This window comes from Methylocystis rosea SV97 (genome assembly GCF_000372845.1).
GTDB lineage: Bacteria > Pseudomonadota > Alphaproteobacteria > Rhizobiales > Beijerinckiaceae > Methylocystis > Methylocystis rosea.
In genome coordinates, this window is sequence record NZ_KB889963.1 from 1,075,095 (window position 1) to 1,098,363 (window position 23,269).

Genomic DNA, 23,269 nt, shown 5'->3' on the forward strand with positions numbered 1-23,269 from the left:
TTGACCATGGCCATACAGTCCCTTGCATCCTACGCAATGCCGGGCCCGGACTCCTTCCGAATAAACAAAGTCAATTGGAGTTTTGCGCCCGAGCGCGCGGCGCTGCTGATCCACGACATGCAAGACTATTTCGTCGGCTTCTACGGCGAGGAAAGTCCACTCGTCGATCAGCTCATCTCAAATATTCGAAGGCTGCGCGCCTTTTTCAGGGCCCACGGCGCCCCGGTGATCTATACGGCTCAGCCCATTGAACAGAGCCACGAAGATCGCGGATTGCTGAATGATATGTGGGGATCTGGTCTGAACGCCCAACCGCACAGACGCAAAATTGTTGAGCCTCTATTGCCGGATGCAGGGGAGACCGTGCTGACGAAGTGGCGCTACAGCGCCTTCAAGCGTTCGTCCCTGGCCGAGATGATGAAGGACATGGGCAGAGATCAACTCGCGATCTGCGGCGTCTACGGCCACATCGGTTGTCTGACGACGGCGCTCGACGCCTTCATGCATGACATTAAGCCTTTTATGATCGCCGACGCTATCGGCGATTTCTCCCTCGACGATCATCTCATGACTTTGAATTATGTCGCCGGACGCTGCGGCATGGTGGTCGGCGTCGATGACGTGCTCGCCGCGCGAAACACGCATTCTGCGCCGCTGACCAGAGAAGACCTCAAGAAGCAGCTCTTGTCGGCGCTCGACGTCGAGGAATCAGAATTCGACCCCGACGAAAACCTTATCGATTACGGCCTCGACTCGGTGCGAGTCATGATGCTGGTCACGGAATGGCGCAAGCTCGGCATAAATGTGGGTTTTGACGAGTTGGCGAAAAAGCCGACCTTGAATGGCTGGTGGGACATCATCGATCGCCGGCTCGCCGCTGTCGTCTCCGCGTGACGTCTCGGCGGGTGCGCATGGATTTTTCAGGAAAGCGGATCTGGGTCACGGGCGCCGGCCAGGGAATTGGCTATGAGACAGCCGCCCAATTCGCCGCGCTCGGCGCCGACGTTGTCGGGCTGGACAAGACGTTTGCGGCCTCGAGCTATCCTTTCGCGACAATGCGCCTCGACGTCAGCGCGCGCGATCAGGTACAAGAGACCTGCCGAGCCTTGCTGAAAGAGCGTCCGAGATTGGATGTGTTGGTCAGCGCCGCGGGCGTGCTGCGTCTTGGTTTGGCGGAAGAGCTGAGCCTTGATGATTGGGCCGCGTGTATGGACGTCAACGCGTCCGGCCCCTTCCACCTGTTTCAGCAGACCATCCCGCAGTTCAAACGGCAGCGCTCGGGCGCCATCGTCAGCGTCGGCTCCAACGCCGCGCATACGCCGCGCATGCTGATGAGCGCCTATTGCGCCTCGAAGGCGGCGCTGACCAGCCTGACGCACTGCGTGGGCTTGGAGCTCGCGCCTTATGGCGTGAGGTGCAATCTTGTTTCCCCTGGCTCCACTGACACCGCCATGCAGCGGTCCATGTGGCGTTCGGCAGACGCAGAGCAGCAAGTGATCGCCGGAGACCTTGAATCGTTCAAACTGGGAATTCCGCTGGGAAAGATCGCCGCTCCAGAGGAGATCGCAAGCGCCGTCGTATTTCTTGCGTCGGATCTCGCCAGCCACATCACGCTTCAGGATCTTGTCGTTGACGGCGGCGCGACGCTTGCAGCTTAACGGCTGATCGAAGCGCGCCGCCGGGGCGCGAACATGCCCGCCGGGCGTCCGCCCGCCGTCATTCCCGTCCCGCGGCCGAGGCAGGGCGGGCGCAGAACCGACATCTGCGCCTCGGGCGTTGGTCTTTGGCGAGACCGCTTCGACAAGCTATAAATCCCCAAGCGCGACGCGACACTCAAGCTTCAGAGAGCCAGCCTCCGGCCGGAATGATGACCAAAATCAAGCTATTACTGTCCGCGACCTTAGCCTCTTTGGCCATCGTTGTGTCCACGCCCGCATGCCCGGAAACCAGCGCCCCTCCGGCGAAAAAGATGCAGGTTGTGGTGTTGGAAAGTCCTCCGTTCGTAATGAAGACTGACCAGGGATTTACTGGATTTGCGATCGACCTGTGGGAGGAGAGCGCCAAACGCATGGGCTTGGATTACGAATATCGGGAAGCATCAACCCTCCAAGAGCTTCTCGATTCAGTAACCACGGGAAAATCCGACGTTGCGGTCACCGAGTTGACGATAAACGCCGAGCGGATGGAGCGAATGGATTTTTCCCAGCCCTGGTTCGATGCGGGCTTGCAGATGATGATTCATCAAGCGCCCCCGGCTGGTTTCTGGAGTTTCTTCGAGCAGCTTGAGGAGAATGGCCATCTTAGAGTGTATCTTTGGATGGGGCTCGGCGTGATCGTCGCTTCTTTTCTCCTTACGGCGCTGGACAGGCGCCTGGACCCCGAGTTTCCGACGGAGTGGAAACAGGGCTTTTCCGAAAGTTTTTATCACGTCCTCTCGGTGCTGACCTCGGGGAAAACAAATCACAAGCTGGTGTTCGGAAGTTACGGGACGATGATCGCTGGTATCTGGCTCGTCATGGGCGCGGGCGTTGTGGCTTACATAACGTCGTCGATCACCAGCGTCATGACTGTAAACTCTCTGGAACGGCGCATGTGGGTCGCAGACAAAGGCAGGATCGAGGATTTAACGGATCTTAAAGGCAAGATTGTTGGCACGCTCAGCGGGAGCGTAGCGAACATGTATGTCACGAAGGCGGGACTGTCCGGCCGGGGATTCAGCACCCTCGGCGCTCTCGTCAAGGCGCTAGCGGAAAATCGCGTGGATGCGATCGTCGGCGACCAGCCTTCCCTCGTTTATCACCTACATCAGCATCCCGATTTACCCGTGATCGCCGTAGGCAAGGTCGTAAGACACGAAAAGTATGGGTTCGCTCTGAAGTCTGGGAGCCCAATCCGTCTGAAGCTCTCGAAACAGGTGATGCTCGCCTGGGAGACCGGCCTGATAGACCGTTTACGAAAAAAATATCTTGGCGGCTGAGAGCGCGCGAAACGCGTGGCGCAATTGCGAATTAAGAGATAGCGTGTCGCCGATAACTACAGGAGAACTTATGGCACACTTTCGGATTTTGGTGACTGTGGCTACACTTGGTCTTGGTTTTGCTTTAGCGTCTACAGCATCGAACGCCATGCCGGCAGCCTCGGTAAATGCTGCGGTTCAGGCTCCGATCGAGAAAGCTTATGGGGGATGTGGCGTTTACGGACACCGTGGCCCATATGGCGGTTGCCGGGCTGGCGGGCAGGCTACTGGGCGCTATCGCCGGTAAGTGATCTCTCTTCTTTAGCCAATGCAAAGCACCCCGAGGACTCAACTCTTCCAGGTGAAACACTTGAGACCTGGTTGGCGACTTTCAGACGGGCTCTCAAGAATCAATTCTAAGGGGCGCTGGCTGCTGCGCCCTTTAGCGCTTTGAGTTTTTTGGGAGGAGGCCTTTGGCTGGCGCTCCATATTTTGGAAGAGATTGCGCTGCGACTCCGCAGCTCTGGAGACGCCTCAACTCCGCTGACGAGCGCCTATAGCCTAGCGTGACATCGGGTAAGCAGGTCGACGATCGGATAGACCCCGTCGCCCAGAGTTCGGAGCCGCGGTATTCGCGGCGCAAGTAGAACAAGGCGCCTATCGACGCGGAGCCAATGTCCGCGTATCGAGGGCGGGTACGACCGCTTTGAGGATTTTCCGTGACATCAAATACAGATCAGCCGAATACGACAGAGCTCGCCGCCGAAATCGTGGCGGCCTTCGTCTCTCGCAATTCGCTTCCCGTTTCGGAGCTTCCGGCTCTGATCTTGTCCGTGGACGCGACGTTGCGCCGCCTCGCGACGGGCGCGCCGGCGACGCCGGCTTCGCCAGCCGAGCAACCCACGCCCGCCGTCTCCATCCGCAAGTCGGTTACGGCGGACCATCTGATTTGTCTGGATGACGGCAAGCGGTTCAAATCGCTCAAGCGGCATCTCGCGACGCTGGGGATGACGCCGGAGGAGTATCGCGCCAAGTGGGGCTTGCCCGCCGACTATCCCATGGTCGCGGCGAATTATGCGGCGCGGCGCTCGGACCTGGCGAAGAGCATGGGGCTCGGTCAATCCCGCGACAAGGCTGCTCCGGCCAAGCGCGGGCGCAAGCCGAAGGCGAGCGCTTAAACAGGGGGGGAGCGCGTGATCTGAGACGCATTCCCCGTCCCGAGCGCTCCTGATCGACCTGTCCGTCGGCTCCTATGAAACCGCTTCTTTCGTGCAGCGGCATTCGGCGCATGGGTCTTTGCACCACGCCTCGCGAATCAGCTTTTTGGCTGCTTTGATCGCGAGGGCTGGGTCACCTCGATGTAAATCGAGTTTGAGATGGACGCGCAGGAAATCGGCCCAGCGAAACTCGGCGAAAGGCGCATGATCCTTCGGGCATCCGCAGTCCCGGCGCAGTCGGGCTATGAGGCTCCGGAATGGATCGTCCGCCAAGTCCTGGAGCGCGCGCGGCAACGCCGAAAGGGTCTGCGGCGCGCCGCTGGAGCAAATTAAGCCGCGTTTCCGTAGCGCCAAAAAGAACTGATTTGCATCGAGATTGGACAGATCGTCGATCTGACGCACTGAAACCAGGTCGACTCGCTCCTGAAGAAGCGCGAGCGCCATGTGGTGACCGTCAATCAGGAAACATTGCGCGCCGGGCCCGAATACCGCTGGAAAAGGGTGAGACGCGAGAAAGCCGAGTTTTCCCCCGGCCGACAAGGCTCGCCACTTCGCGCGCTTGGCGCCGACCTCCTCATATCCGACCGCCATCTGGGTCGGTCGCAGCTGTGCGAGCTTGACTGAAACAGTTTTCACGACCGCATCCATTCTCGGCAACCATTCTGACGCCGACTTTGACGTGCCTCGTCCGATCCGCGCATCCTTGAGAAGGATGGCGTCATCGACCGCTTTGACAGTCCTCTCACGATTACCATTTTACGCTCATGGATCTCCCGATCGGCGAACTATTCATCTTGGGCTTTCGTGACCCGCTCATCCCTGGCTGGCTGCAGGATTTTGCCCGTAACTTCGGCTTGGGCGGGGTCATTCTTTTCGACTACGACTGTACCGATCAGAAATACGAGCGGAATGTCTATAGCCCCGCTCAGCTTCAGGAGCTTTGCGAGAGTCTTCACGCTCTCCCTTCGCGCCCCCTCATTTTTATCGATCAGGAAGGCGGCAAGGTCCGCCGATTGAAGGAAGAGCGGGGCTTCCTCCCGCTGCCCAGCGCCCGCCAGTTCGGGCGATTGACAGCCTCGGAGCGGCGGGCCGTTTTACGCCCCTCCTATGCGCAGATGCGACAGATCGGCATCGATGTGAACCTGTCGCCGGTCGTCGACCTCGACATCAATCCCGACAGCCCGGATGTGGGGTCGGTCCAGCGCAGCTACTCGAGCGACCCGAAGGTTGTCGCGGCATGCGTGGAGGCGCTGGCGGAAGTCGCTGGTTCGGTGAATTTGAAACTTTGCTTGAAGCACTTCCCCGGCACCGGCGGCGCCAAGGTGAACCCCCATGACCATGTCATGGATCTTTCCGATTGCCTCACCGACGCGCAAGTCAACGTGTTCAAGGAGCTGATCTCCCGCGTGCCGATGGTCCTGTTCAGCCATGGCATCGTGAACCAGTGGGAGAGAGGCGCTCCCGTCTGCCTCTCGGCCGTCGCCGTGGATAAAATGCGCGCCTGGGCGCCGGAGGCATGCATCCTGACCGACGATCTGCAAATGCAGGGCGTGCAAAAGCTGATGTCGACGGGCGAGGCCTCCGTGAAGGCGGTTCACGCCGGCGCGGATTTCATCCTCATTGGCAACAATATGAAGGACGAGCAGGACCAGGCGGCGGAATTCGCCCGTCGGCTGCTCTCGGCCTGCGCGCAGGATGCGTCCATGCGGGCTCACGCCGAAGCGTCCATCAAACGAATACGGAAGCTCAAATTTGGGTGAAGCAGGAGCGCGCCGCAAACTGGCGCGCGATTAAACCCTACTCGTGCGTCACATCTTCCCGAATATAAGGCTGGGTCTCTCGAAGGTCCTCCGCCTTCGGCCGCTCGACCATCAAGCTCATGGCGCGCCGCAAATGACCCTCTGCCTGATCCAGCGCCGCCGCCGCCTTGGCGAGCCCGTAGCCCTGCAGCAACAGAAAGGCGAGCTTCACGCTCCCGCCGGCACGCTGCAAGGCCTCTTGGATCTCCTCGTCGCCGCGGCCGGTCAGCCGCGACAGGATCTTTTCGCTCCGTCGGACCAGTTTCTTGTTCGAAGCCTGCACATCCACCATGAGGCCGTCGTAGACGCGCCCGAGCAGGATCATGACGAGAGACGACAGCAGGATAAGCGTGATTCGCTGGGCGGTGCCCGCCTTCATCCGCGTCGAGCCGGCGATCGGTTCGGCGCCGGTTTCGAGGAAAATCGCATGATCGGCCTCCTGGAGAAGCGGCGTCCCGCGATTGTTCGAGACGCCGATTGTCAAGGAGCCTCTGTTCTTCGCCTCGCGCAAACAGGCGAGCGTAAAAGGCGTCGTGCCGCTTGCGGCCACCGCGATGGTCACATCAGACGCCCCAATCTCATGCCGTTGAACGAGGTCGACCGCCTGATGGTCCTGGTCTTCGGCGCCTTCAACAGCGTGGAGCAGGGCGGTCTGTCCGCCCGCCATGAGGAGCAGAAGTCGATCTTGCGGCCAGCCGAAGGTCGGCATGAGCTCCGCCCCGTCCTGAGCAGCCAAGCGGCCGGATGTGCCGGCGCCGACGTAAACGAGCCGTCCGGGCCCGCGCAGCCGGCGCTCAATCGCAAGCGCCGCCCGCTCAATCGCAGGGCGCGCAGCGCGAACGGCGGCGACGGCGGAAAATTGCCCTTCGATCATGGAATCCAGGATCTCGGCCGGTTCCCAGACGTCGATCTTGGCATAGCGCGGACTTTGGCGTTCGGTCTCCGTCGGGCACATCGGCGCAATTCCAGGTGATAAGCCGCATATGGCCAAATGGCGGGAAGAGTTCAAGCGAAGCTTCCTATGAGCCATCTTATGACGCCGGCTCCGACGCGGGAGCTGCGCTGGAACTTGCTTTCCCGCGCGTCCGGCTCAATCTCTGTGCTGATGGGTTTGACCGGAAGCCTAAACCAATGACCGTCCTCGACGCGCAGATGATTTCCGATATGCGAGAGGCTCCGGCGGCCGTGCGACGGCAGAGTGACGGGCTCGCCGAAGTTCTCCCTGTCCTGGCGGATCGGTTACGGCTCAAGCCGCCTCAAGTCGTCGTCACCTGCGCGCGCGGCAGCTCGGCGCACGCAGCGACCTTCGGCAAGCATCTCATCGAGCGATACCTCGGCGTCGTGGTGGCGCCTGCCGCGCCCAGCATCACGACGATCTATCATCAGCCTCTGCGCCTCGCTGACCAGCTCTTTCTCGCGATTTCACAGTCGGGCGAAAGCAGCGACATCATCGAACAGGCGGCTGCGGCGCGCGCTTGCGGCGCCGTGACCGCCTGCATCACAAATGACCCGGCGAGCGGGCTGGCGCAGGCTTGCGAATTCGTGTTGCCGATGGCGGCGGGCCCGGAACTGAGCATTCCCGCGACCAAAACCTTCATCGCATCGGTGGCGGCGCTCGCCCGACTGGTCGCCGTTTGGTCCGAGGACAAGCCGCTCGCGCGCGCGCTGACGGCATTGCCGGATCGCCTCGCCGCCGCCGGCGATCTCGACTGGCGCGGCGTCCTGGAGAAGATCGCAGGCGCGGAGAGTCTCGTCACGATCGGACGCGGTCCGACGCTCGCCATCGCGCGCGAGGCCGCCCTGAAACTGAAAGAAACCTCGGATCTCCACGCGGAATGCTTTTCGTCGGCCGAATTCCTCCACGGCCCGGTCGCTCTGGTGGCGCCCGACTATCCCCTGCTCATGTTTGCGCCGACTGACGCCGCCGCCGCGGGCATGACCCAGCTCGCCGCGGATCTTAAGGCCAAGGGCGCGGCGGTCTTCATCACCTCCTCGGAGGAGCAGACCCCGGACCGGCTTCCAGCATTGCCCCCTGAACATCCCGAAACCGACGCGATCTGTCTGATCCAGAGCTTCTACGCCATGGTCGTCCGCTTGGCCGCGATGCGCGGAAAGAACGCCGACCAGCCCCGCCACCTGCGCAAGATCACGCGCACCCGATGAACGGCTGCTCTCAGCGCGCGGTGGCCGCGGACGTCGTCTTCGACGGCGAAAAAAGGCATGACGACTTCGCCGTCGTAATCGAAGACACACGGATCGCGGCGCTGACGCCGCGATCGGATCTCCCATCTTCGATTGAAGTTTACAACGTCCCTCAAGGCGCATGGCTCGCGCCGGGCTTTATCGACACTCAGGTCAACGGCGGAGGCGACGTCCTTTTCAACGCCGATCCGACGCCCGCCGCTCTGGCGAAGATAGCGCAGGCGCATCGCAAGTTCGGCGTGACGTCGCTTTTGCCGACGCTCATCACTGACAGCGATGAGGCGATGGCTGCGGCGCTTGACGCCGTCAGCGCAGTCATGGCGCGCGAGCCCGGCATTCTCGGCATTCATCTCGAAGGCCCTTTTTTGTCGCCGGAAAAGCCGGGCGTTCATCGGCGAGAGTTTATCCGCCGCCCGCAAGTCCATCATCGCAAAATGCTTCAATCATTCCGCGGAGGCGTCCTGCTCGTGACGCTCGCGCCCGAGGAGGCGCCCGACGGCTTCATCGCCGAACTTGTCGCTGCGGGAGCGAAGGTCTCGCTCGGTCATTCGATGGCGACGTATGAGCAAACCCGCGCCGCAATGGCCGAGGGCCTGACCGGCTTCACGCATTTGTTCAACGCGATGCGTCCGCTTTCCGCGCGCGAGCCCGGACCTGTCGCAGCGGCGCTCGAGTCGCCCGACGCCTCTTACGGGCTCATCGTCGACGGCGAGCACGTCGCCCCGGCCATGCTGGGATTGGCGATGCGCGGCGTCGGGCGTCCCATGCTGGTGAGCGACGCCATGCCGCCGGTCGGCGGGACGAAAGCAGAGTTCGATCTCCTTGGTCGGCGGATCACTGTTGGCGACGGCAGTTGCCGCACGCAGGAGGGCGCGCTTGCAGGATCGTCGATCGAAATGGCGAGCGCGGTGCGCAACTGTGTTCGGCTTTTGGGACTTCCTCTGGAGCGGGCGCTGCGCTGCGCCTCTTGCCACCCTGCCGATTTTCTAGGTCTCGGACGCTCGCTCGGCCGCCTCGCGCCGGGATATCGCGCCGACATGGCGGCGTTCGATCCAAAGGATATTTCGGTCTCCGCCGCCTGGGTCGCCGGCGACAGATCTGATTATTGTCCCCGGGCGTAGCTCGTGAGGAGAGTCATAAGCGCGACCGCCTCGCTCAAGCGAATCTTGCGCATCCACAAAAGTGCTTGCCGGGCGAAGAACTATATCGCAGACAATTTCTCACTTCTCGATCCAATGGATTGGATCGAGCTCGCTGCTTAGGGAGAGACCGATGTCTACCGCTCAAAACTTCCCGTCGGAAAAAGTGGTGTCGGAACTCGTCGCGCCGCAGGGTGTGCGGCCTCTCAATCAGCGTGGCCGGGTGGAACGTAGAGAGGTGCTGCGCGCTGGCGCCGCCGGAATCATCGGGACCATTTTCGGCGGCAAATCCGCCAATGCGACAGGGCTGTTCTCTGGCTTGATGGGAGACTCAGCGTCGGCGGCGGAGGCGAATGCGCCGCGTCTTGCGACGCTCGGCGACTACGTCTGGCTCACCCCGACGAAGCTCGGCGGGGGCGCTCAGGTGCAGGATCTTGCGACCGGCAAGACAATGGCCTGGATCGAATATTGGAATTATGGCGACAGCTGCCCCATCGCCCATCATCTCGCGGCCTTTCCTTCGGCCGACCCGCGCAAAGGCTTCGAGTTCGTAAACTCGACCCAGGGTGGGCAGAACGTCCTGATTTATGGCATCCCCACGCAGATCCGGGAACATGGAATGCTCGATCCTTTGTGGGGTCAGGGCAATCAGATCTATCGCGTGGGCTTCGACGGGCAGCAGATGAATTTGCTCGAGAATGTCGCCGAGACCACCGGGATCGGACTTGGCGTGCACACCGTCATCTTCCCGGATGCGTCGGGCTTCACGGTCGCGGACGGGCAAAAGGATGTGGTCGCCTTCTTCAATCGCGCGACCGGAAATCAGAAGACAACGGTGATCGACGCATTCCGTTTCGACTGGCGTGGAAACGAGCCGGACGGCGTGCTCGAGGACAATTGGTTCAAGGGAGGAACCGTTCGCGTTTCCCGTCTCTTAAAGGCGCCCGACACCGGGGTCTATGATTATCGCGGCGTCAAGGGAAACAAGCTCGATTGGGAGATGGTGCCCATGGGCGAGTATCTCGCCTATTCGGGACAGCTTCCGGGCGACTCGGTGAAGACGCTGACTGGCGCCGATAATTGCGTCCACCATCCGATCCATCCGCTCTCGCTGGTGACGCTTCGCATGTTCGCCGTCGGCGTCGTCATCGACCGCACGACAATGGAGCCCGTTGCGTGTATTTCTTCTCCGGACGGCACGACCAAGGAAAGCATTCCGGTCAAGAAAATCGCCGACGGCATTTGGGACATCAAGCTGGATAATGTCGTGTCGTCGGGACACGAATGCGGTTTTGGGCCGCACGGCAAATGGTTCACCATGACGAACAACACCCGACAAAACAGCATGGGCGTGTTCGATTGTTCGGACCGCGATCCGCGCAACTGGAAGCGGGTCACCGAGTTCAAGGATTCGCATTGGGTCGGCTCGACGCCGAGCCCGTTCCATATCACCTATTCGATGGACGGCTCAAAGATGTTTGTCTCCGAGCTGCATCGCAAGCCGGCGAAAAGCGCCATCGTTGTCGTCGACACTAATACGTGGACGACAATCAAGCGCTTCGAGAATGTGGGCGTTGACCTGCAGACCATGCATGTCACCTATGACGGCAAATATGTGCTCGCGATCTTCAGCGGGTTCCAGCGGCTCGAAGGAGGAACCTTCATCTTCACGCAGGATACGCTGGAGCCCGTTGGCTATATCCCGAACTTTGGCGGTCACCACGACTGCGTCATTGTTCCGCGGAACAACGAAGAACTGATCCACAGCCGCTGCACCACGGTCTGACGGGATCGGCGAACCCGCAAAGACGGTTCGCTTGCGCTCGGCGACCAGCCTCTCAAACGATCGCGGCTACTCAACGACGCGGCCCCGCCTCGCACGCCAGGCCGCATCGCACTGCAGATAACGGTTCCACTCATGACGAAACGCCATCGCTCGCGCTTCCTGCTGGTGCGGCTCGGCGCTCAGAACGTCGGACGTCGGCTGCTGCGGAGCCTGTTGCTCGGCCTGGCGGTGATGATCGCCGTCGGGGTTGTCTTCTCCGGCTTCGTCACCGGCTGGTCGTTGCGGGAAGGAATCTTGACGACCTTTTCGCGAATGGGCGCCGATCTCCTTGTCGTGCCGCATGGCGCCTTGGTGAACATCACCAGCACGTTGCTCACGATACAGCCGACCGATCTCGATCTGGATGCTGCTCTGGGCGACAAGCTCAGAGCCGTTCCCGGCGTGGCGAAGGTCGCCGCGCAGCGTCTCATCCGCGCGAGCGTCGAAGGACGCGCGATCAATTTGATCGCCTATGATCAGGCGACCGATTTCACCGTCGAATCTTGGCTGCCCGCGGGGGAGAGACCCGTGGCGGCCATGGGGGGCCTGCTTGTTGGGGAGCGGGTCGCGCTGAAGACCGGCGAAGCCCTGACGATTTGCGGTCGGTCGCTGGTCGTGATGGGACGATTGGGTCGAACGGGCGTGGGCCCCTTTGACGAGTCCTATTTCATCACCTTTTCCGCGCTCGGCGAACTTGTCGCCGCCGCGATCCGGGCGCGCGCCGCAAACGTCTCTGTTCCTCCGCCGTCGTCTTCGCCTTCGGAAGGGGGCGATGCGACGCATCATGATCACGCCGCAGGACGGGCCGAATGCCTTCCGTCAATCGCGCAGGATCGTGTCTCTGCATTTCTCCTGCAACTGTCGCCCGGCGCCTCGGCGGAGCAAGCGCGTTTCGCCATTGGACAGATTCCGGCAATCAAAATCGTCACGGGCAATCCGATCTTCACCGCCGCGCGCCAATCGCTTGGCAGTCTCTTCTGGGGCGTGGCGATTTTTGCAGGCTTGCTGATGCTGGCGATATTCTTTCTCGTGTCGCTGTTGTTTTCCGCCATCGTCCAGGAGCGCTATCGCGAAATCGGCGTGCTGCGGGCCATGGGCGCGCGGCCGGCGCAGATCATATCCATCACCCTGATCGAGGCGGGGCTCATCACAGGCTTTGGCGGCCTGTTAGGCATCGGCGCGGGTTTCTCGCTGATTTTCGTTTTTGCCCGTTCTCTCGGCTTTTATTTCTCGTCTCTCGGCGTGCCCTTCGAGGCCCCGCCTGCCGGAGTCATATGGATCGCCGCGGGCGCCGCCGCGCTCTGCGGCGTCGCGATCGGGGTCGGAGGGGCTTTCGTCGCCGCTTGGCGGACACGGCGTCTTGAACCCTACGCGATGATCCAGATGGAAAGCGCGCGATGATTCTTTCCGCCACGGGTTTGCGGAAGCATTACGGCGGCGATCCTGGCGTGGACGCGGTAATCTCTGCCGATTTGATCGTTGGCGCAGGCGAGTTCGTTTCGATCGTCGGACGATCTGGCTCCGGTAAATCGACGCTGCTCGCCATGGTCGGCGGGCTGACGGCGCCGACCGCAGGCAGGGTTCAACTGGCGGGGGACGAGATCTGGGATCTTCCCGAGGCGCAGCTTGCCGATGTCAGGCGAGAGCGGATCGGTTTCGTCTTTCAGTTCCCGAGCCTCCTCCCGAATCTTCGGACCATCGACAACGTCGCCTTGCCGGCGCTACTCGGTGACAACGTGACGCCGGAATACGTCTATGCGCGCGCGCAAGGCCTTCTCGCCCGCGTCGGCCTGAGCGATCGGATGGCAGCCTTCCCCGGACAGATGTCCGGCGGCGAACGGCGTCGCGTCGTCATCGCTCGGGCTTTGATCAATGAACCGCAATTGCTTCTCGGGGACGAACCGACAAGCGACCTCGACGAGAAGACGGAAGAAGAGATATTCGCGCTGCTCGACAATTTGCGACGAGAAGAAAATTTCGCCATGGCGCTCGTCACGCACAACCATGCGCTGGCGCAACGCGCTGATCGCATGTTCGAGATGCGGCAAGGGATTCTCCTTCCGAGCGACGAACCGCGCGCCTTCGTCGCTGCGCCGATCCGGCGCGCCGAACCGACCGCGCTAAAAACTGCCGCGCCGATCAGCGCCGATGCAGACGGCGCTCGCGATTTCGAAAAACTCGGCAAGACGCTGTGGGCGACAGCGGGACGCATCTTCGCTGCCGCGGCGCTGTTGTTCGTCTTAGCGTCTGCCGCAAATTATGGCGTGGCGCGCTATCAGCAGTACGAACTTGACGTCGGTCGGCAGAGACTCGCCGCCCTCGAAGAACTTGCGACGTCCACCCTCCAGAGCGACATCGCGTCGATTACGCAGCTTGGCGACGGCCGCTATGACGTGACGATTTATCTCGAGAACACAAAAGCCGAACAACCCATTTACGTCATGTCGCCGAGCGTGCAGGGTTTCGTGCAGGTTGGGGTCGGCTGGCAGGAAGCGCCGCTCACGCCGATCGACGACGCGAACGCCGCCGTGCTGAAAGTCACTAGGCGGCAGCTCTACCGCTTCATCTTTGAAGCCCGCCTCACGAAATTCACCGAATTATTGCCGCACTACATGCATGTGCGCTTCAGCAACAACATGCTTGTCAGTCCCGAGAGCACACCCACCAATGAGTTATTTCAGCGCGTCGACAATTATTATGTCTATCTGAAACCGGACAATGTCGACGACGCTACGATCGCAAAAGATGTCCGATTTCCCGGGCCGCCTCCGGTCTGGATCTGGATGCCGCCGCACTGAAGGCTCTCCCTCAAGTCGATGTGCGCAATCCTCGCTCTACGCGGTGGCGGCGGCGTCCAAAATCGCCGCTGCTTCGATAAGGTCGAAGTCGGGAATGCGAGCGTCCGTCAAGGGGTCTTCGCCTGACATCCATTGTTCGAGGGCATTCGGCGCGGAGAGCGCGCAGTTGAGCGCTCTGTTGACCTCATAGAGTCCCCACGCCAGACCGGCGCGCCGCAGCGCCGCCATCAGGGCGTTCTGAACGAGGCTGCGGACAACGAGATGCGGCGTGGAGATCGGCGCTTCAACGGCTTCGCCTCTTACCGCCGCAAGGCATAACGCCTTGTCGAAGGCCGCATGACCGCGGCACGCAAGCGGCCGAATTTTATAGGCGAGGCATAATTCGCCTTCGATCAGCGGGCAGGCATGCTGGGCGGTCAGCCACTGTTCCTCGGACAGGCCGCCAACGGCCTGATCGGCGTCGGCGATGCGCTTACCGAGCATTATGCCGCGCTCCCGAAAGGCGGCGGCGTTGACGGAAATGAAGCGCGCGAGCAGGAATATTTCCGGCGCCGTCGCGACGACGCGAAGGCGGCAACAGGCTGCGCATTCTCCCTGACAGGCGAGCGCTGGCGCGCCTGTCGCCTGAATGGCGACGTTCTGCGTGAAGCTGTCAAAAGCTTGCGCGCAGAGCAGCGCGACAAGCTCCGGGCGCGCCCCGCGCGAGCCTATCGTCTCGCTGAAGGCATTCGACGCGGCCTTGAAGAAGGCGGAAGGGCTGATATCTCCGCTCATCCGCTTTTTCCACCCCTACGCCAGTAGAGACGATCGGCGCAGCGCTGGCTTCGCTCACGCCGACTTCGGTTGCGAGCTCCAACTCCTAGACCGCGATTACTTACCTGCGGAGCGTCGTGCTGGTGAAGAACGTTCCGCGGATTGGCGGGTCGGAAGAGGAGCCTGAAACCGGAGAGGATCGCCGGCCTCCACCTGGGGCGCTCCGGCGTCATTCGCGATTCTGCCCCGACATGCCGATGTGGGGAAAGGTGGTAGCGGAGGAGGGACTCGAACCCCCGACACAAGGATTATGATTCCTCTGCTCTAGCCGACTGAGCTACTCCGCCCCGAGCCGCTTAAGCGGTCTGGAAGAATTTGCGATATAGGTCGGCGTCCCCGCGCAAGTCAAGGCTGCGAATCCCGGCGCGTCAGGGGGCTTGCGTCACCACGGTTGTTGCTTCGCAGCGGCGGCTCACCCGCGCAGGTCGCGGAGCGGAGCCTTTCCTTTGCCCGCGCGCCGTGCGACAAGCCGGCGGAGCCCCCGCGGTCGGCCGGCCCGCCGCAGGCCGCCCAGTTCGCCTTGCTCGAAGGGTCCGGGTCGCGCGCCCATGTCGGTCAGACATCCGATCATCTCCATCACCGGCTCGTCCGGCGCCGGCACGAGTTCCGTCAAGGCGACGTTCGAACAGATTTTCCGCCGCGAGCGCATCGAGGTCGCCTATGTCGAGGGCGACAGTTTCCATCGCTACGATCGCGGGGAGATGAAGGCGAAGCTCACCGAGGCGCATGCGGCGGGGAACCAAAATTTCAGCCATTTTGGCCCTCACGCCAATCTGCTGCCCCAGCTCGAGACGCTCTTTCGCGAATATGGCGAGACGGGCTCCGGCCGCTACCGCCATTACGCGCATGATGAAAACGAGGCGGCTCGGCTCGGCGTGCCGCCTGGCACGTTCACCGATTGGGAGGAACTGCCGGCCAATACCGACGTGCTGTTCTATGAGGGCTTGCACGGCGCGGTCGTCACCGACGACGTCAATGTCGCGCGCTACGCGGATCTCAAGATAGGCGTCGTGCCGGTCATCAATCTCGAATGGACGCAGAAGCTGCATCGCGATCGGCATTCGCGCGGTTATACGACCGAGGCCGTCACCGAGACGATTCTGCGCCGCATGCATGATTACGTGCATTATATCTGTCCCCAGTTCTCGGAAACCGACATAAATTTCCAGCGCGCGCCGACGGTCGACACCTCCAATCCTTTCGTCGCCCGGTCGATTCCGACGCCCGACGAATCGATCGTCGTCATTCGATTTCGCGATCCGCGAGGGGTGGACTTCCCCTACCTCGTGTCGATGATCGCCGGAAGCTGGATGTCGCGCGCCAATTCCATCGTAATTCCGGGCAATAAGCTTGATCTCGCGATGCAGCTGATCCTTACTCCGAGGATCCTCGAACTGGTCAGACGCAGGAAAGGCGTGACGTGAACGACACTATATTGACGGCGGCCAAGGAAACTTCGGCGGCCGGCGCAAAATCCGATCCGGCGCGCTACGCCAACGCCATTCGCGCCTTGGCGATGGACGCGGTCGAAAAGGCGAAATCCGGCCATCCCGGCATGCCCATGGGCATGGCCGACGTCGCGGCCGTGCTGTTCCAGCGCTTCATGAAGTTCGACGCCGCTCGGCCCGACTGGCCGGACCGCGACCGTTTCGTGCTGTCCGCCGGCCACGGGTCGATGCTGCTCTACGCGCTGCTCTATCTCCTCGGCTATCCGGGCATGGGCCGCAAGGAGCTCGAAAACTTCCGCCAGCTCGGTTCGCCGACGGCGGGCCATCCCGAATATGGCCATGCCGCCGGCATCGAGACCACCACCGGTCCGCTCGGTCAGGGACTCGCGACCGCGGTCGGCATGGCGATTGCCGAGCGCCTCTCGGCGGCGCGCTTCGGCGACGATCTCGTCGATCATTTCACCTATGTGATCGCGGGCGACGGCTGCCTGATGGAAGGCGTCAGCCATGAGGCGATCGACCTCGCCGGGCATCTGAAGCTCTCAAAGCTCATCCTCTTCTGGGACGACAACTCGATCTCCATCGACGGCCCGACGAGCCTTGCGACCTCGACGGACCAGATCGCGCGTTTCGCCGCCGCCGGCTGGCATGTCGCCCATGTCGACGGCCACGATCCCGAGGCGGTGGCGCAGGCGATCGCCGCCGCGCAGGCCGATCCGCGGCCTTCGCTCATTGGCTGCCGCACGCTGATCGGCTATGGCGCGCCGACCAAGCAGGGCAAGGAAAGCTGCCACGGATCGCCGCTCGGCGCGGCGGAGATCGACGGGGCGCGAGAGGCGCTCGCCTGGCCGCATGCGCCCTTCGAACTGCCCGACGACGTGCTGGAGGCCTGGCGCGCGGCGGGACGTCGCGGCGCAAAGACGCGTGAAGCCTGGGAGGCGCGACGCGCCGCGTCGCCCAAAGGCGCCGCCTTCGACGCTTTCATGAAAGCCGACGTCGCGGCGGAAATCGCCAAGCCGCTCGCTGAGTTTCGCGCGACGCTCGCCGCCGAAAAGCCGAAACTCGCCACGCGCAAATCCTCGGAAATGGCGCTCGGCGTCATCAACGCCTCGACGCAGGCGACGATCGGCGGCTCGGCCGACCTGACGCATTCGAACTTCACCATCACCAAGGGCATGGGCGAGGTCGCGCCGGACGATTTTTCCGGCCGCTACATCCACTACGGCGTGCGCGAATTCGGCATGGCGGCGGCGATGAACGGGATCGCGCTGCATGGCGGCTTCGCGCCCTACGGCGGCACCTTCCTGGTGTTCTCCGATTACGCCCGCGGCGCGATCCGCCTTTCGGCGCTCATGGGCCTGCGCGTCATCTATGTGCTCACCCATGATTCGATCGGCCTTGGCGAGGACGGGCCGACGCATCAGCCGGTCGAACATCTGGCGGCGTTGCGGGCCATGCCGAACCTCAATGTCTTCCGCCCGGCCGACGCCATCGAGACCGCCGAATGCTGGGAGCTGGCGCTGGCCAGCCGCCACACGCCGTCAGTCTTGAGCCTGTCGCGACAGAACCTGCCGACGCTGGAGCGGCCCATTGGCGAAAACCTTTCCGCGAAAGGCGCCTATGTGCTGCGTGGAGCTGCCGGAAAGCGCGACGTGACGCTGCTCGCCACGGGATCCGAGGTTGAAATCGCCCTCGCGGCCGCCGACATTCTGGACACGCAAGGACTGAAGGCCGCCGTGGTCTCCATGCCTTGCTGGGAACTGTTCGAGGCTCAGCCTGAGGCCTATCGCGCCGAAGTGCTGGGCGGCGCCCCGCGCGTTGCTGTCGAGGCGGCGGTTCGGCTCGGTTGGGACCGCTGGATCGGCGAGCGCGGCGCCTTCATCGGCATGAGCGGCTTTGGCGCAAGCGGGCCGGCTGGCGAGCTGTATAAGCATTTCGGGATAACGCCCGAGGCCGTGGCGGCGGCCGCCAAAGCGATTCTGGAAACCGCTTCGAAATAGAAGGGCGAAGGCGCCTCGGCAAAGAGCCTCGCCGAAACAGGCGAGGCTCCGCTCGTCGAAGGCAGATTGCCTTCGGTCCGTCAGTAAGACGCCAGGATCGGCGCCGCGCCCCAGTTGAAGTGGTAATTTATCCCCGCGCGCACGATATTGCCGTTGAACCGGTCGGCCGACTGCGTCGCGGCGTAAAGGCCGATTCCGGGCGGGACGCGGATGAGCGCGAACGCATTCGTCACGCGGCCGAGATCGTAATAGAGATACTCGACTTTCGCGCTCCAGTTCGGCCAGAACATCCACTCGAGGCCGCCGCCCGCGGTCCAACCGACGAGCGTGTCGCTGGAGCTGCTCGCGCCGACGCCGAAGGGGGCGGTCGTTGAAAACTGGAAGAGGCCGAGGTCGTTCCGAATGCCGCCATAGGCGAGACCGCCAGTGCCGTAGATCAACAGCGTGGGCGTGAAGAGGAAGCCGACTCTGCCGCGAACAGTTCCCAGATAGTCAAGATTCCGACGCGCATCATAGGCGGTGAAGAATACCGTGGCCGCGAAGGGCGCGGCCGTCAAAGCCGTCTTAGAGCCGCCGCTGGCGGCGACGCCTTGAATGTCGGCCTCCACACCGACGAGAAAATTGCGCGCGAATTGCCAATTGTAGCCCGCCTGCCCCCCGCCGATGAATCCATTGTTTTGCGCTGGCAGAACAGCGTTCGCGCTCAACGCCCAGGTGAAGATGCCGGCGCCGGGCAGCAGCGGAGCTGACGTCACCAAATTATTGTTATTGTTTGAGAAGTTATAGCCGGCGTTGAGGCCGACATAGAAGCCGGTCCAGATGACGGGCGGCGGAACATAAACGGGCGGCGGCGCCTTCAGGGAGGGGAGGTCGGCGGCAAGCGCCGTTGCGGCCGACGCTGCGAGCGCGGCCGTTGCTAAAATGGATTTATTCATGACGTGGCCTCTCTATGCAGCAAACCTTTCCTTGAGTGTTGCCGCAGATTATGAAATCAGCTCCCCATACAAACGGATCACGAACAGCAGCGAAAAAAGACTTTTTGAGCGCCGCGCCCATATAGAAACCATCGACCATCACAAAGTTGCGCGGATTTTGACCGGACGTGATAAATCCGCAACAGCGCCGGCTCATCCAGACTCCGGCAACTGGGTAATGCGATAGGCCATCCGCGAAGCGACGGCGCGGGCGCGGAGTCGGCCAAAACGGGAATAAAGGACGCGACAATGGCTCTGATCACCCTGCGGCAACTGCTCGATCACGCCGCCGAGCACGATTACGGCGTTCCGGCGTTCAACATCAACAATATGGAGCAGGGGCTCGCCGTGATGGAGGCGGCGGCGGCGGTCGAAGCGCCCGTCATCATCCAGGCCTCGCGTGGCGCGCGCAGCTACGCCAACGACATCATGCTCGCCAAGATGATCGAGGCGCTCGCCGCGATCTGGCCGGACATTCCGCTCGTCATGCATCTCGACCACGGCAACGCAGAGGCGACCTGCGCCAGCGCCATCCGCTTCGGCTTCACCTCGGTGATGATGGACGGCTCGCTCAAGGCGGACGGCAAGACCCCCGCCGATTACGATTACAATGTGCGCGTCACCCGCAGCGTCGTCGACATGGCGCATTGGGTCGGCGCCTCCGTCGAAGGCGAACTCGGCGTGCTCGGTTCGCTCGAAAGCGGCATGGGCGAAAAGGAAGACGGGCACGGCGCCGAAGGCAAGCTCTCGCACGACCAGCTTCTGACCGATCCGGCGCAGGCCGAGGATTTCGTCGCCCGCACCAAGGTCGACGCGCTGGCGATCGCGATGGGCACCTCGCACGGCGCCTACAAATTCTCGCGCAAGCCCGACGGCGCCATCCTGGCGATGAAGGTCGTCGAGGAAATCCACCGCCGCCTGCCCAGCACGCATCTCGTGATGCATGGCTCGTCGTCGGTGCCGCAGGATTTGCAGGACGCCTTCAACGCCGCGGGCGGAGAGATGCCGCAGACCTGGGGCGTGCCGGTCGCCGAGATTCAGCGCGGCATCAAATATGGCGTGCGCAAGATCAACATCGACACCGACAACCGAATCGCCATGACCGCGGCGATCCGCGACGTTCTCGGCAAGAACAAGGGCGAGTTCGACCCGCGCAAATATTTGAAGCCTGCGATGGAGGCGATGCGCGCCGTCTGCAAGCAGCGCTACGAGGAGTTCGGCACTGCCGGCCAAGCCTCGAAGATCAAGCCGATCCCGCTCTCCGAAATGGCCAAGCGCTACGCCAGCGGCGCGCTCGATCCGCAGTTCGCCGGCAAGAAGGCGGCCGAGTAGCGTCATGACCGGCGTCGTCATCGCGCCCTCGATTCTTTCGGCCGACTTCGCGCGGCTGGGAGAGGAGACGCGCGCGATGGCCGACGCCGGCGCCGACTGGATCCACCTCGACGTTATGGACGGGCATTTCGTGCCTAACATCACCTTCGGGCCTGGCGTCATCGCGGCGCTGCGGCCGGTGACGACCCTGACGCTCGACGTGCATCTGATGATTTCGCCGGTCGACCCCTATATCGCCGCTTTCGCCGAAGCGGGCGCCGACGTCATCACCGTCCACGCCGAGAACGGTCCGCATCTGCATCGCTCGCTGCAGGCGATCCGGGCGCTCGGCAAGAAGGCCGGCGTGTCGCTCAATCCGGCGACGCATGAGAGCGCGCTGCAATATGTGCTCGACGATATCGATCTCATCCTGGTGATGAGCGTCAATCCTGGCTTCGGCGGCCAGAGCTTCATCCCCTCGCAGCTCGACAAAATCCGCGCCATCCGCGAGATGATCGGACGGCGCGCGATCCGTCTCGAGGTCGACGGCGGCGTGACGCCGCTGACGGCGCCGCAGATCGTCGAAGCCGGCGGCGACGTTCTCGTCGCAGGTTCGGCCGCTTTCCGCGGCGGGCAGCTCTGCTATGCCGACAATATTGCGGCGCTGCGGCGCGCCGCGGCGAGCGCCGGCGCGATTGCGGTGTGATCGAATTTCCGCCTGAACTGCGCCCGTCATTCTCGACGAACGAAGCGCGATCGGGAATCCAGAACAAAACCAGCGCTCAGGAATCGGCTCTGGATTCCCGGTCAGGCTTCTGGCCTGCCGGGAAATGACAGGCACAGCGAGAGCGGGTCGACTGAAACGCGTGTGAGGCTTCGCCGCGCCGCCCGGCAGTTGATTGTCGCGGCAGGGCGCGCTATCGCCTCACCTGCGCATTGGGGCGTCGCCAAGTGGTAAGGCAGCGGATTTTGATTCCGCCATACGGAGGTTCGAATCCTCCCGCCCCAGCCAAGCGTTTTAAGCACTTGCAAGAGACGGCAGATTTTTCAGTCTCGGGATAGTCTCGGCTGGCGATCTTCGTGCGGTGGATAAAGTGGACAGATATCCACAACGAAGCCGTCACCGTTGACGACGTCGCCTGAATCACAGAGATTCCTTGGAGTTGTGCAAAGAAGCGCGACTCACGAGGAAGCTGCCCCCTCCCTAAAAGGCAACAGCGTCCTCGTGTTCTGCAACCGGCCCGCCTAACAGCGCTCCAGAGATGGGGATGATAAGTCTCAGTGACGATTCGTCAACAACTGCTTGGCGTGGCCCTATAGGAAACGTCAATACATGAATGACAGGAAGACGAAGTTCACCTTCGACGAGGCCGTGGACGTGTGGCTCCGATACTGGAATGGAGAGGACCGCATGGGTATCGCGATCGACTACCGCATAAACAGCGGGAGGGTGAGCGAAGTCCTCAACGAGCAGAAACATCTGGGCAGCAAGCAAGCTGCGTTGGCGAAGAAGACCGCCTAATAACGGAACGGGCGCAGTACGCCGCCCGTTTTCCTCTCAAATAGAATGGCACCCCAGCGCTGGGGCGCCCTTCTAACTCACTTTGCTGTCCTTCAGCAGGCCGACGAGCGGATTTGGCGCCGGAGGCGCGATCCGGCGCAGCGTATTTGTGTCGTGGTGGTTGAACGCTGGCGTTGCGCCGCCTGGGGCGAGATCCGTTCGCGTCACATAGGTCCAGCCGCCATCGTCGTTGAAGGCGATGTCGATGCGGTAGTAGTCGGTGCGAAACGCCTCTTCCAGGAAGGTCGTCGAGCAAATGCCGAAGCGACTATCGCCGCGCCGCGCTGCGGCGGAGAACTGTCGTCGTTCGACTGCAACGCTCGAACAACCTCGGATCCGTCGCGGCGCATTTTGCCGTCAGACTCACGGGCTTGAGTCACAGGCATTCCGGCGTAGTCCGCCGGGCCTGCCACAGGCAAGATCGCGTGCTTCCCGTCGTCCTTGGTCCGCGCCATTTGCTCAAACGACGATCATTCCCAACCGCGCCAAAACGACGAACACCGGCGGTCAAAATCTCGGCGGCGGTTGCGGATGAGGCTCGGGATCAACCCAGTCTTCCCACTCGATCGCGAAGGGTATATTTTTCTCGGCGAGAAATTCCGTCACGCGCTGCTCGATCTCGTCTCTCAGCGCGAAATCGGGCTTATAGCGCAGACGTCGCCATGGCAGGATGGGCGGCTCCAGCGTGATGGCGACGATAAATTCCTCTACGCTTTCGTCGTCTTTAGGGTTGCCGGTATGCGCGATGGCGACCCAGACGGGGGAAAAGGCTTTCTCCCGAAGCCAGAAACCCCAGCCGTAATCCTCGCCGATCGGCTTGCTCAGCGAGACAGCCTTATCTTCGCGCCTCGCGATGAAATGCTTCAGTTCATCAGCAAACGCGCGGCCGCGATGGCCGTGAATATTCTGCGCGCCGCTTGGATCATCGACATAGCGGTCGGTCCTCACTTTGATGATGCGACCGGCTTTCGTGTCGCGGGACATGACGACGGCAAGGCGGACGTTGGCCGCTGAGATGAGAACGGCGAGAAGAATGAAGGGGACGAGAAGCACCTCTTCCGGCACGAATTCGTACATTGCGAGCGACGGATCGAGGACGACCGACAGGCCCGTCAGAATCCCCATCGGAACGAGAAGGATCAGCGCGGCAAGCAGCGGCCCGGAAAGCAGGCCGAGCAGAATGTTCTGAAGGTATTGCTTTCGCTCCATTCAGCTTGCTCCGACGC

23 protein-coding genes and 2 tRNA genes are annotated in these 23,269 nt (G+C 62.2%); 18 read left to right on the plus strand and 7 right to left on the minus strand.

Annotation, left to right across the window (positions count from 1 at the left end):
* Nucleotides 1-6 precede the first annotated feature (6 nt).
* The 5 genes from A3OO_RS0105755 (at nucleotide 7) to A3OO_RS0105780 (ending at nucleotide 4,134) form a co-directional block, all read left to right on the plus strand.
* Nucleotides 7-894 carry an isochorismatase family protein gene (locus A3OO_RS0105755; RefSeq protein WP_026222726.1) on the plus strand — a complete coding sequence of 296 codons (888 nt, stop codon included), beginning with the start codon at nucleotides 7-9 and terminating at the stop codon, nucleotides 892-894.
* A 17-nt stretch (nucleotides 895-911) separates the two neighbouring features.
* Nucleotides 912-1,658, plus strand: coding sequence for a 2,3-dihydro-2,3-dihydroxybenzoate dehydrogenase (gene dhbA / locus A3OO_RS0105760; RefSeq protein ID WP_018406886.1), 747 nt, complete (start codon nucleotides 912-914; stop codon nucleotides 1,656-1,658).
* Between the two features lie 206 nt (nucleotides 1,659-1,864).
* Nucleotides 1,865-2,977, plus strand: coding sequence for a transporter substrate-binding domain-containing protein (locus A3OO_RS0105770; RefSeq protein ID WP_018406888.1), 1,113 nt, complete (start codon nucleotides 1,865-1,867; stop codon nucleotides 2,975-2,977).
* A gap of 148 nt (nucleotides 2,978-3,125) precedes the next feature.
* The gene (locus tag A3OO_RS24770) at nucleotides 3,126-3,263 is read left to right on the plus strand and encodes a GCG_CRPN prefix-to-repeats domain-containing protein (protein WP_425338973.1); all 138 of its coding nucleotides are present in this window, start codon (nucleotides 3,126-3,128) and stop codon (nucleotides 3,261-3,263) included.
* Between the two features lie 412 nt (nucleotides 3,264-3,675).
* Nucleotides 3,676-4,134, plus strand: a complete 459-nt coding sequence (locus A3OO_RS0105780; RefSeq protein WP_018406890.1) for a Ros/MucR family transcriptional regulator — start codon at nucleotides 3,676-3,678, stop codon at nucleotides 4,132-4,134.
* Nucleotides 4,135-4,206: 72 nt separating this feature from the next.
* On the opposite strand, the gene A3OO_RS0105785 is transcribed toward A3OO_RS0105780, so the two are convergent.
* Nucleotides 4,207-4,809: a ParB-like protein gene (locus A3OO_RS0105785; protein WP_245257113.1), complete on the minus strand. Its 603-nt coding sequence runs from the start codon at nucleotides 4,807-4,809 to the stop codon at nucleotides 4,207-4,209.
* Between the two features lie 128 nt (nucleotides 4,810-4,937).
* Between A3OO_RS0105785 and A3OO_RS0105790 the strand changes: the two genes are divergently transcribed.
* Nucleotides 4,938-5,933 (plus strand): glycoside hydrolase family 3 N-terminal domain-containing protein, encoded by a 996-nt coding sequence (locus A3OO_RS0105790; protein ID WP_018406892.1) that lies wholly within the window; start codon nucleotides 4,938-4,940, stop codon nucleotides 5,931-5,933.
* Nucleotides 5,934-5,970: 37 nt separating this feature from the next.
* Here A3OO_RS0105790 and A3OO_RS0105795 read toward each other — a convergent pair whose 3' ends face one another.
* On the minus strand, nucleotides 5,971-6,927 hold the full coding sequence (locus A3OO_RS0105795; RefSeq protein ID WP_018406893.1) for an N-acetylmuramic acid 6-phosphate etherase: 957 nt from the start codon (nucleotides 6,925-6,927) through the stop codon (nucleotides 5,971-5,973).
* Nucleotides 6,928-7,103: 176 nt separating this feature from the next.
* Here A3OO_RS0105795 and A3OO_RS0105800 point away from each other — a divergent pair, with 176 nt between their 5' ends.
* The 5 genes from A3OO_RS0105800 to A3OO_RS0105820 all read left to right on the plus strand — a co-directional run bounded on the left by A3OO_RS0105800 (nucleotide 7,104) and on the right by A3OO_RS0105820 (nucleotide 13,936).
* On the plus strand, nucleotides 7,104-8,135 hold the full coding sequence (locus tag A3OO_RS0105800; RefSeq protein ID WP_018406894.1) for an SIS domain-containing protein: 1,032 nt from the start codon (nucleotides 7,104-7,106) through the stop codon (nucleotides 8,133-8,135).
* Entirely contained in the window at nucleotides 8,132-9,295 is a 1,164-nt protein-coding gene (gene nagA, locus A3OO_RS0105805) for an N-acetylglucosamine-6-phosphate deacetylase (RefSeq protein ID WP_018406895.1), read from the plus strand. Before A3OO_RS0105800 ends, nagA begins: the two co-directional genes overlap by 4 nt.
* Nucleotides 9,296-9,446: 151 nt before the next feature.
* On the plus strand, nucleotides 9,447-11,099 hold the full coding sequence (locus A3OO_RS0105810) for a hypothetical protein (protein WP_026222727.1): 1,653 nt from the start codon (nucleotides 9,447-9,449) through the stop codon (nucleotides 11,097-11,099).
* Between the two features lie 132 nt (nucleotides 11,100-11,231).
* Nucleotides 11,232-12,539: an ABC transporter permease gene (locus tag A3OO_RS0105815; RefSeq protein WP_018406897.1), complete on the plus strand. Its 1,308-nt coding sequence runs from the start codon at nucleotides 11,232-11,234 to the stop codon at nucleotides 12,537-12,539.
* Nucleotides 12,536-13,936 (plus strand): ABC transporter ATP-binding protein, encoded by a 1,401-nt coding sequence (locus A3OO_RS0105820; RefSeq protein ID WP_018406898.1) that lies wholly within the window; start codon nucleotides 12,536-12,538, stop codon nucleotides 13,934-13,936. Before A3OO_RS0105815 ends, A3OO_RS0105820 begins: the two co-directional genes overlap by 4 nt.
* Nucleotides 13,937-13,972: 36 nt before the next feature.
* Here A3OO_RS0105820 and A3OO_RS0105825 read toward each other — a convergent pair whose 3' ends face one another.
* Both A3OO_RS0105825 and A3OO_RS0105830 read right to left on the minus strand, forming a co-directional pair.
* Nucleotides 13,973-14,710, minus strand: a complete 738-nt coding sequence (locus A3OO_RS0105825; RefSeq protein ID WP_018406899.1) for a YkgJ family cysteine cluster protein — start codon at nucleotides 14,708-14,710, stop codon at nucleotides 13,973-13,975.
* A gap of 249 nt (nucleotides 14,711-14,959) precedes the next feature.
* Nucleotides 14,960-15,036, minus strand: a tRNA-Met gene (locus tag A3OO_RS0105830).
* Nucleotides 15,037-15,297: 261 nt separating this feature from the next.
* Between A3OO_RS0105830 and A3OO_RS0105840 the strand changes: the two genes are divergently transcribed.
* Nucleotides 15,298-16,173, plus strand: coding sequence for a phosphoribulokinase (locus A3OO_RS0105840; RefSeq protein WP_018406901.1), 876 nt, complete (start codon nucleotides 15,298-15,300; stop codon nucleotides 16,171-16,173).
* A gap of 11 nt (nucleotides 16,174-16,184) precedes the next feature.
* Nucleotides 16,185-18,197, plus strand: a complete 2,013-nt coding sequence (gene tkt / locus A3OO_RS0105845; RefSeq protein WP_018406902.1) for a transketolase — start codon at nucleotides 16,185-16,187, stop codon at nucleotides 18,195-18,197.
* An 80-nt stretch (nucleotides 18,198-18,277) separates the two neighbouring features.
* Here tkt and A3OO_RS0105850 read toward each other — a convergent pair whose 3' ends face one another.
* Nucleotides 18,278-19,132, minus strand: coding sequence for an outer membrane protein (locus tag A3OO_RS0105850; RefSeq protein WP_018406903.1), 855 nt, complete (start codon nucleotides 19,130-19,132; stop codon nucleotides 18,278-18,280).
* Here A3OO_RS0105850 and A3OO_RS23485 point away from each other — a divergent pair.
* From A3OO_RS23485 to A3OO_RS0105870, 5 genes are all read left to right on the plus strand, one after another.
* A complete protein-coding gene (locus A3OO_RS23485; protein WP_156824763.1) occupies nucleotides 19,131-19,358 on the plus strand; it encodes a hypothetical protein in 228 nt (75 codons plus the stop codon). The two genes, A3OO_RS0105850 and A3OO_RS23485, sit on opposite strands and share 2 nt — an antisense overlap.
* Before the next feature lie 62 nt (nucleotides 19,359-19,420).
* Complete coding sequence (fba, locus tag A3OO_RS0105855) at nucleotides 19,421-20,503, plus strand: class II fructose-bisphosphate aldolase (RefSeq protein ID WP_018406904.1); 1,083 nt, start codon at nucleotides 19,421-19,423, stop codon at nucleotides 20,501-20,503.
* A 4-nt stretch (nucleotides 20,504-20,507) separates the two neighbouring features.
* A complete protein-coding gene (gene rpe, locus A3OO_RS0105860; protein WP_018406905.1) occupies nucleotides 20,508-21,188 on the plus strand; it encodes a ribulose-phosphate 3-epimerase in 681 nt (226 codons plus the stop codon).
* A 231-nt stretch (nucleotides 21,189-21,419) separates the two neighbouring features.
* Nucleotides 21,420-21,494: transfer RNA gene (locus tag A3OO_RS0105865), tRNA-Gln, on the plus strand.
* Nucleotides 21,495-21,815: 321 nt separating this feature from the next.
* Nucleotides 21,816-22,004: a hypothetical protein gene (locus A3OO_RS0105870; protein WP_026222729.1), complete on the plus strand. Its 189-nt coding sequence runs from the start codon at nucleotides 21,816-21,818 to the stop codon at nucleotides 22,002-22,004.
* Between the two features lie 72 nt (nucleotides 22,005-22,076).
* Here A3OO_RS0105870 and A3OO_RS24530 read toward each other — a convergent pair whose 3' ends face one another.
* Together A3OO_RS24530 and A3OO_RS0105880 are read right to left on the minus strand one after the other, a co-directional pair.
* The gene (locus tag A3OO_RS24530; protein ID WP_018406907.1) at nucleotides 22,077-22,211 is read right to left on the minus strand and encodes a hypothetical protein; all 135 of its coding nucleotides are present in this window, start codon (nucleotides 22,209-22,211) and stop codon (nucleotides 22,077-22,079) included.
* Nucleotides 22,212-22,550: 339 nt separating this feature from the next.
* A complete protein-coding gene (locus A3OO_RS0105880) occupies nucleotides 22,551-23,252 on the minus strand; it encodes a hypothetical protein (protein ID WP_018406908.1) in 702 nt (233 codons plus the stop codon).
* Between the last annotated feature and the right edge of the window lie 17 nt (nucleotides 23,253-23,269).

Coding starts and splice junctions, on each gene's coding strand:
- A3OO_RS0105800 (WP_018406894.1), top strand. CDS start 7,104: ATGACCGTCCTCGACGCGCAGATGATTTCCGATATGCGAGAGGCTCCG.
- rpe (WP_018406905.1), top strand. CDS start 20,508: ATGACCGGCGTCGTCATCGCGCCCTCGATTCTTTCGGCCGACTTCGCG.
- A3OO_RS0105790 (WP_018406892.1), top strand. CDS start 4,938: ATGGATCTCCCGATCGGCGAACTATTCATCTTGGGCTTTCGTGACCCG.
- A3OO_RS0105815 (WP_018406897.1), top strand. CDS start 11,232: ATGACGAAACGCCATCGCTCGCGCTTCCTGCTGGTGCGGCTCGGCGCT.
- dhbA (WP_018406886.1), top strand. CDS start 912: ATGGATTTTTCAGGAAAGCGGATCTGGGTCACGGGCGCCGGCCAGGGA.
- A3OO_RS23485 (WP_156824763.1), top strand. CDS start 19,131: ATGACGTGGCCTCTCTATGCAGCAAACCTTTCCTTGAGTGTTGCCGCA.
- A3OO_RS0105840 (WP_018406901.1), top strand. CDS start 15,298: ATGTCGGTCAGACATCCGATCATCTCCATCACCGGCTCGTCCGGCGCC.
- A3OO_RS0105880 (WP_018406908.1), bottom strand. CDS start 23,252: ATGGAGCGAAAGCAATACCTTCAGAACATTCTGCTCGGCCTGCTTTCC.
- A3OO_RS0105850 (WP_018406903.1), bottom strand. CDS start 19,132: ATGAATAAATCCATTTTAGCAACGGCCGCGCTCGCAGCGTCGGCCGCA.
- fba (WP_018406904.1), top strand. CDS start 19,421: ATGGCTCTGATCACCCTGCGGCAACTGCTCGATCACGCCGCCGAGCAC.
- nagA (WP_018406895.1), top strand. CDS start 8,132: ATGAACGGCTGCTCTCAGCGCGCGGTGGCCGCGGACGTCGTCTTCGAC.
- A3OO_RS0105755 (WP_026222726.1), top strand. CDS start 7: ATGGCCATACAGTCCCTTGCATCCTACGCAATGCCGGGCCCGGACTCC.
- A3OO_RS0105795 (WP_018406893.1), bottom strand. CDS start 6,927: ATGTGCCCGACGGAGACCGAACGCCAAAGTCCGCGCTATGCCAAGATC.
- A3OO_RS24770 (WP_425338973.1), top strand. CDS start 3,126: ATGCCGGCAGCCTCGGTAAATGCTGCGGTTCAGGCTCCGATCGAGAAA.
- A3OO_RS0105870 (WP_026222729.1), top strand. CDS start 21,816: ATGAATGACAGGAAGACGAAGTTCACCTTCGACGAGGCCGTGGACGTG.
- A3OO_RS0105770 (WP_018406888.1), top strand. CDS start 1,865: ATGATGACCAAAATCAAGCTATTACTGTCCGCGACCTTAGCCTCTTTG.
- A3OO_RS0105825 (WP_018406899.1), bottom strand. CDS start 14,710: ATGAGCGGAGATATCAGCCCTTCCGCCTTCTTCAAGGCCGCGTCGAAT.
- A3OO_RS0105820 (WP_018406898.1), top strand. CDS start 12,536: ATGATTCTTTCCGCCACGGGTTTGCGGAAGCATTACGGCGGCGATCCT.
- A3OO_RS0105810 (WP_026222727.1), top strand. CDS start 9,447: ATGTCTACCGCTCAAAACTTCCCGTCGGAAAAAGTGGTGTCGGAACTC.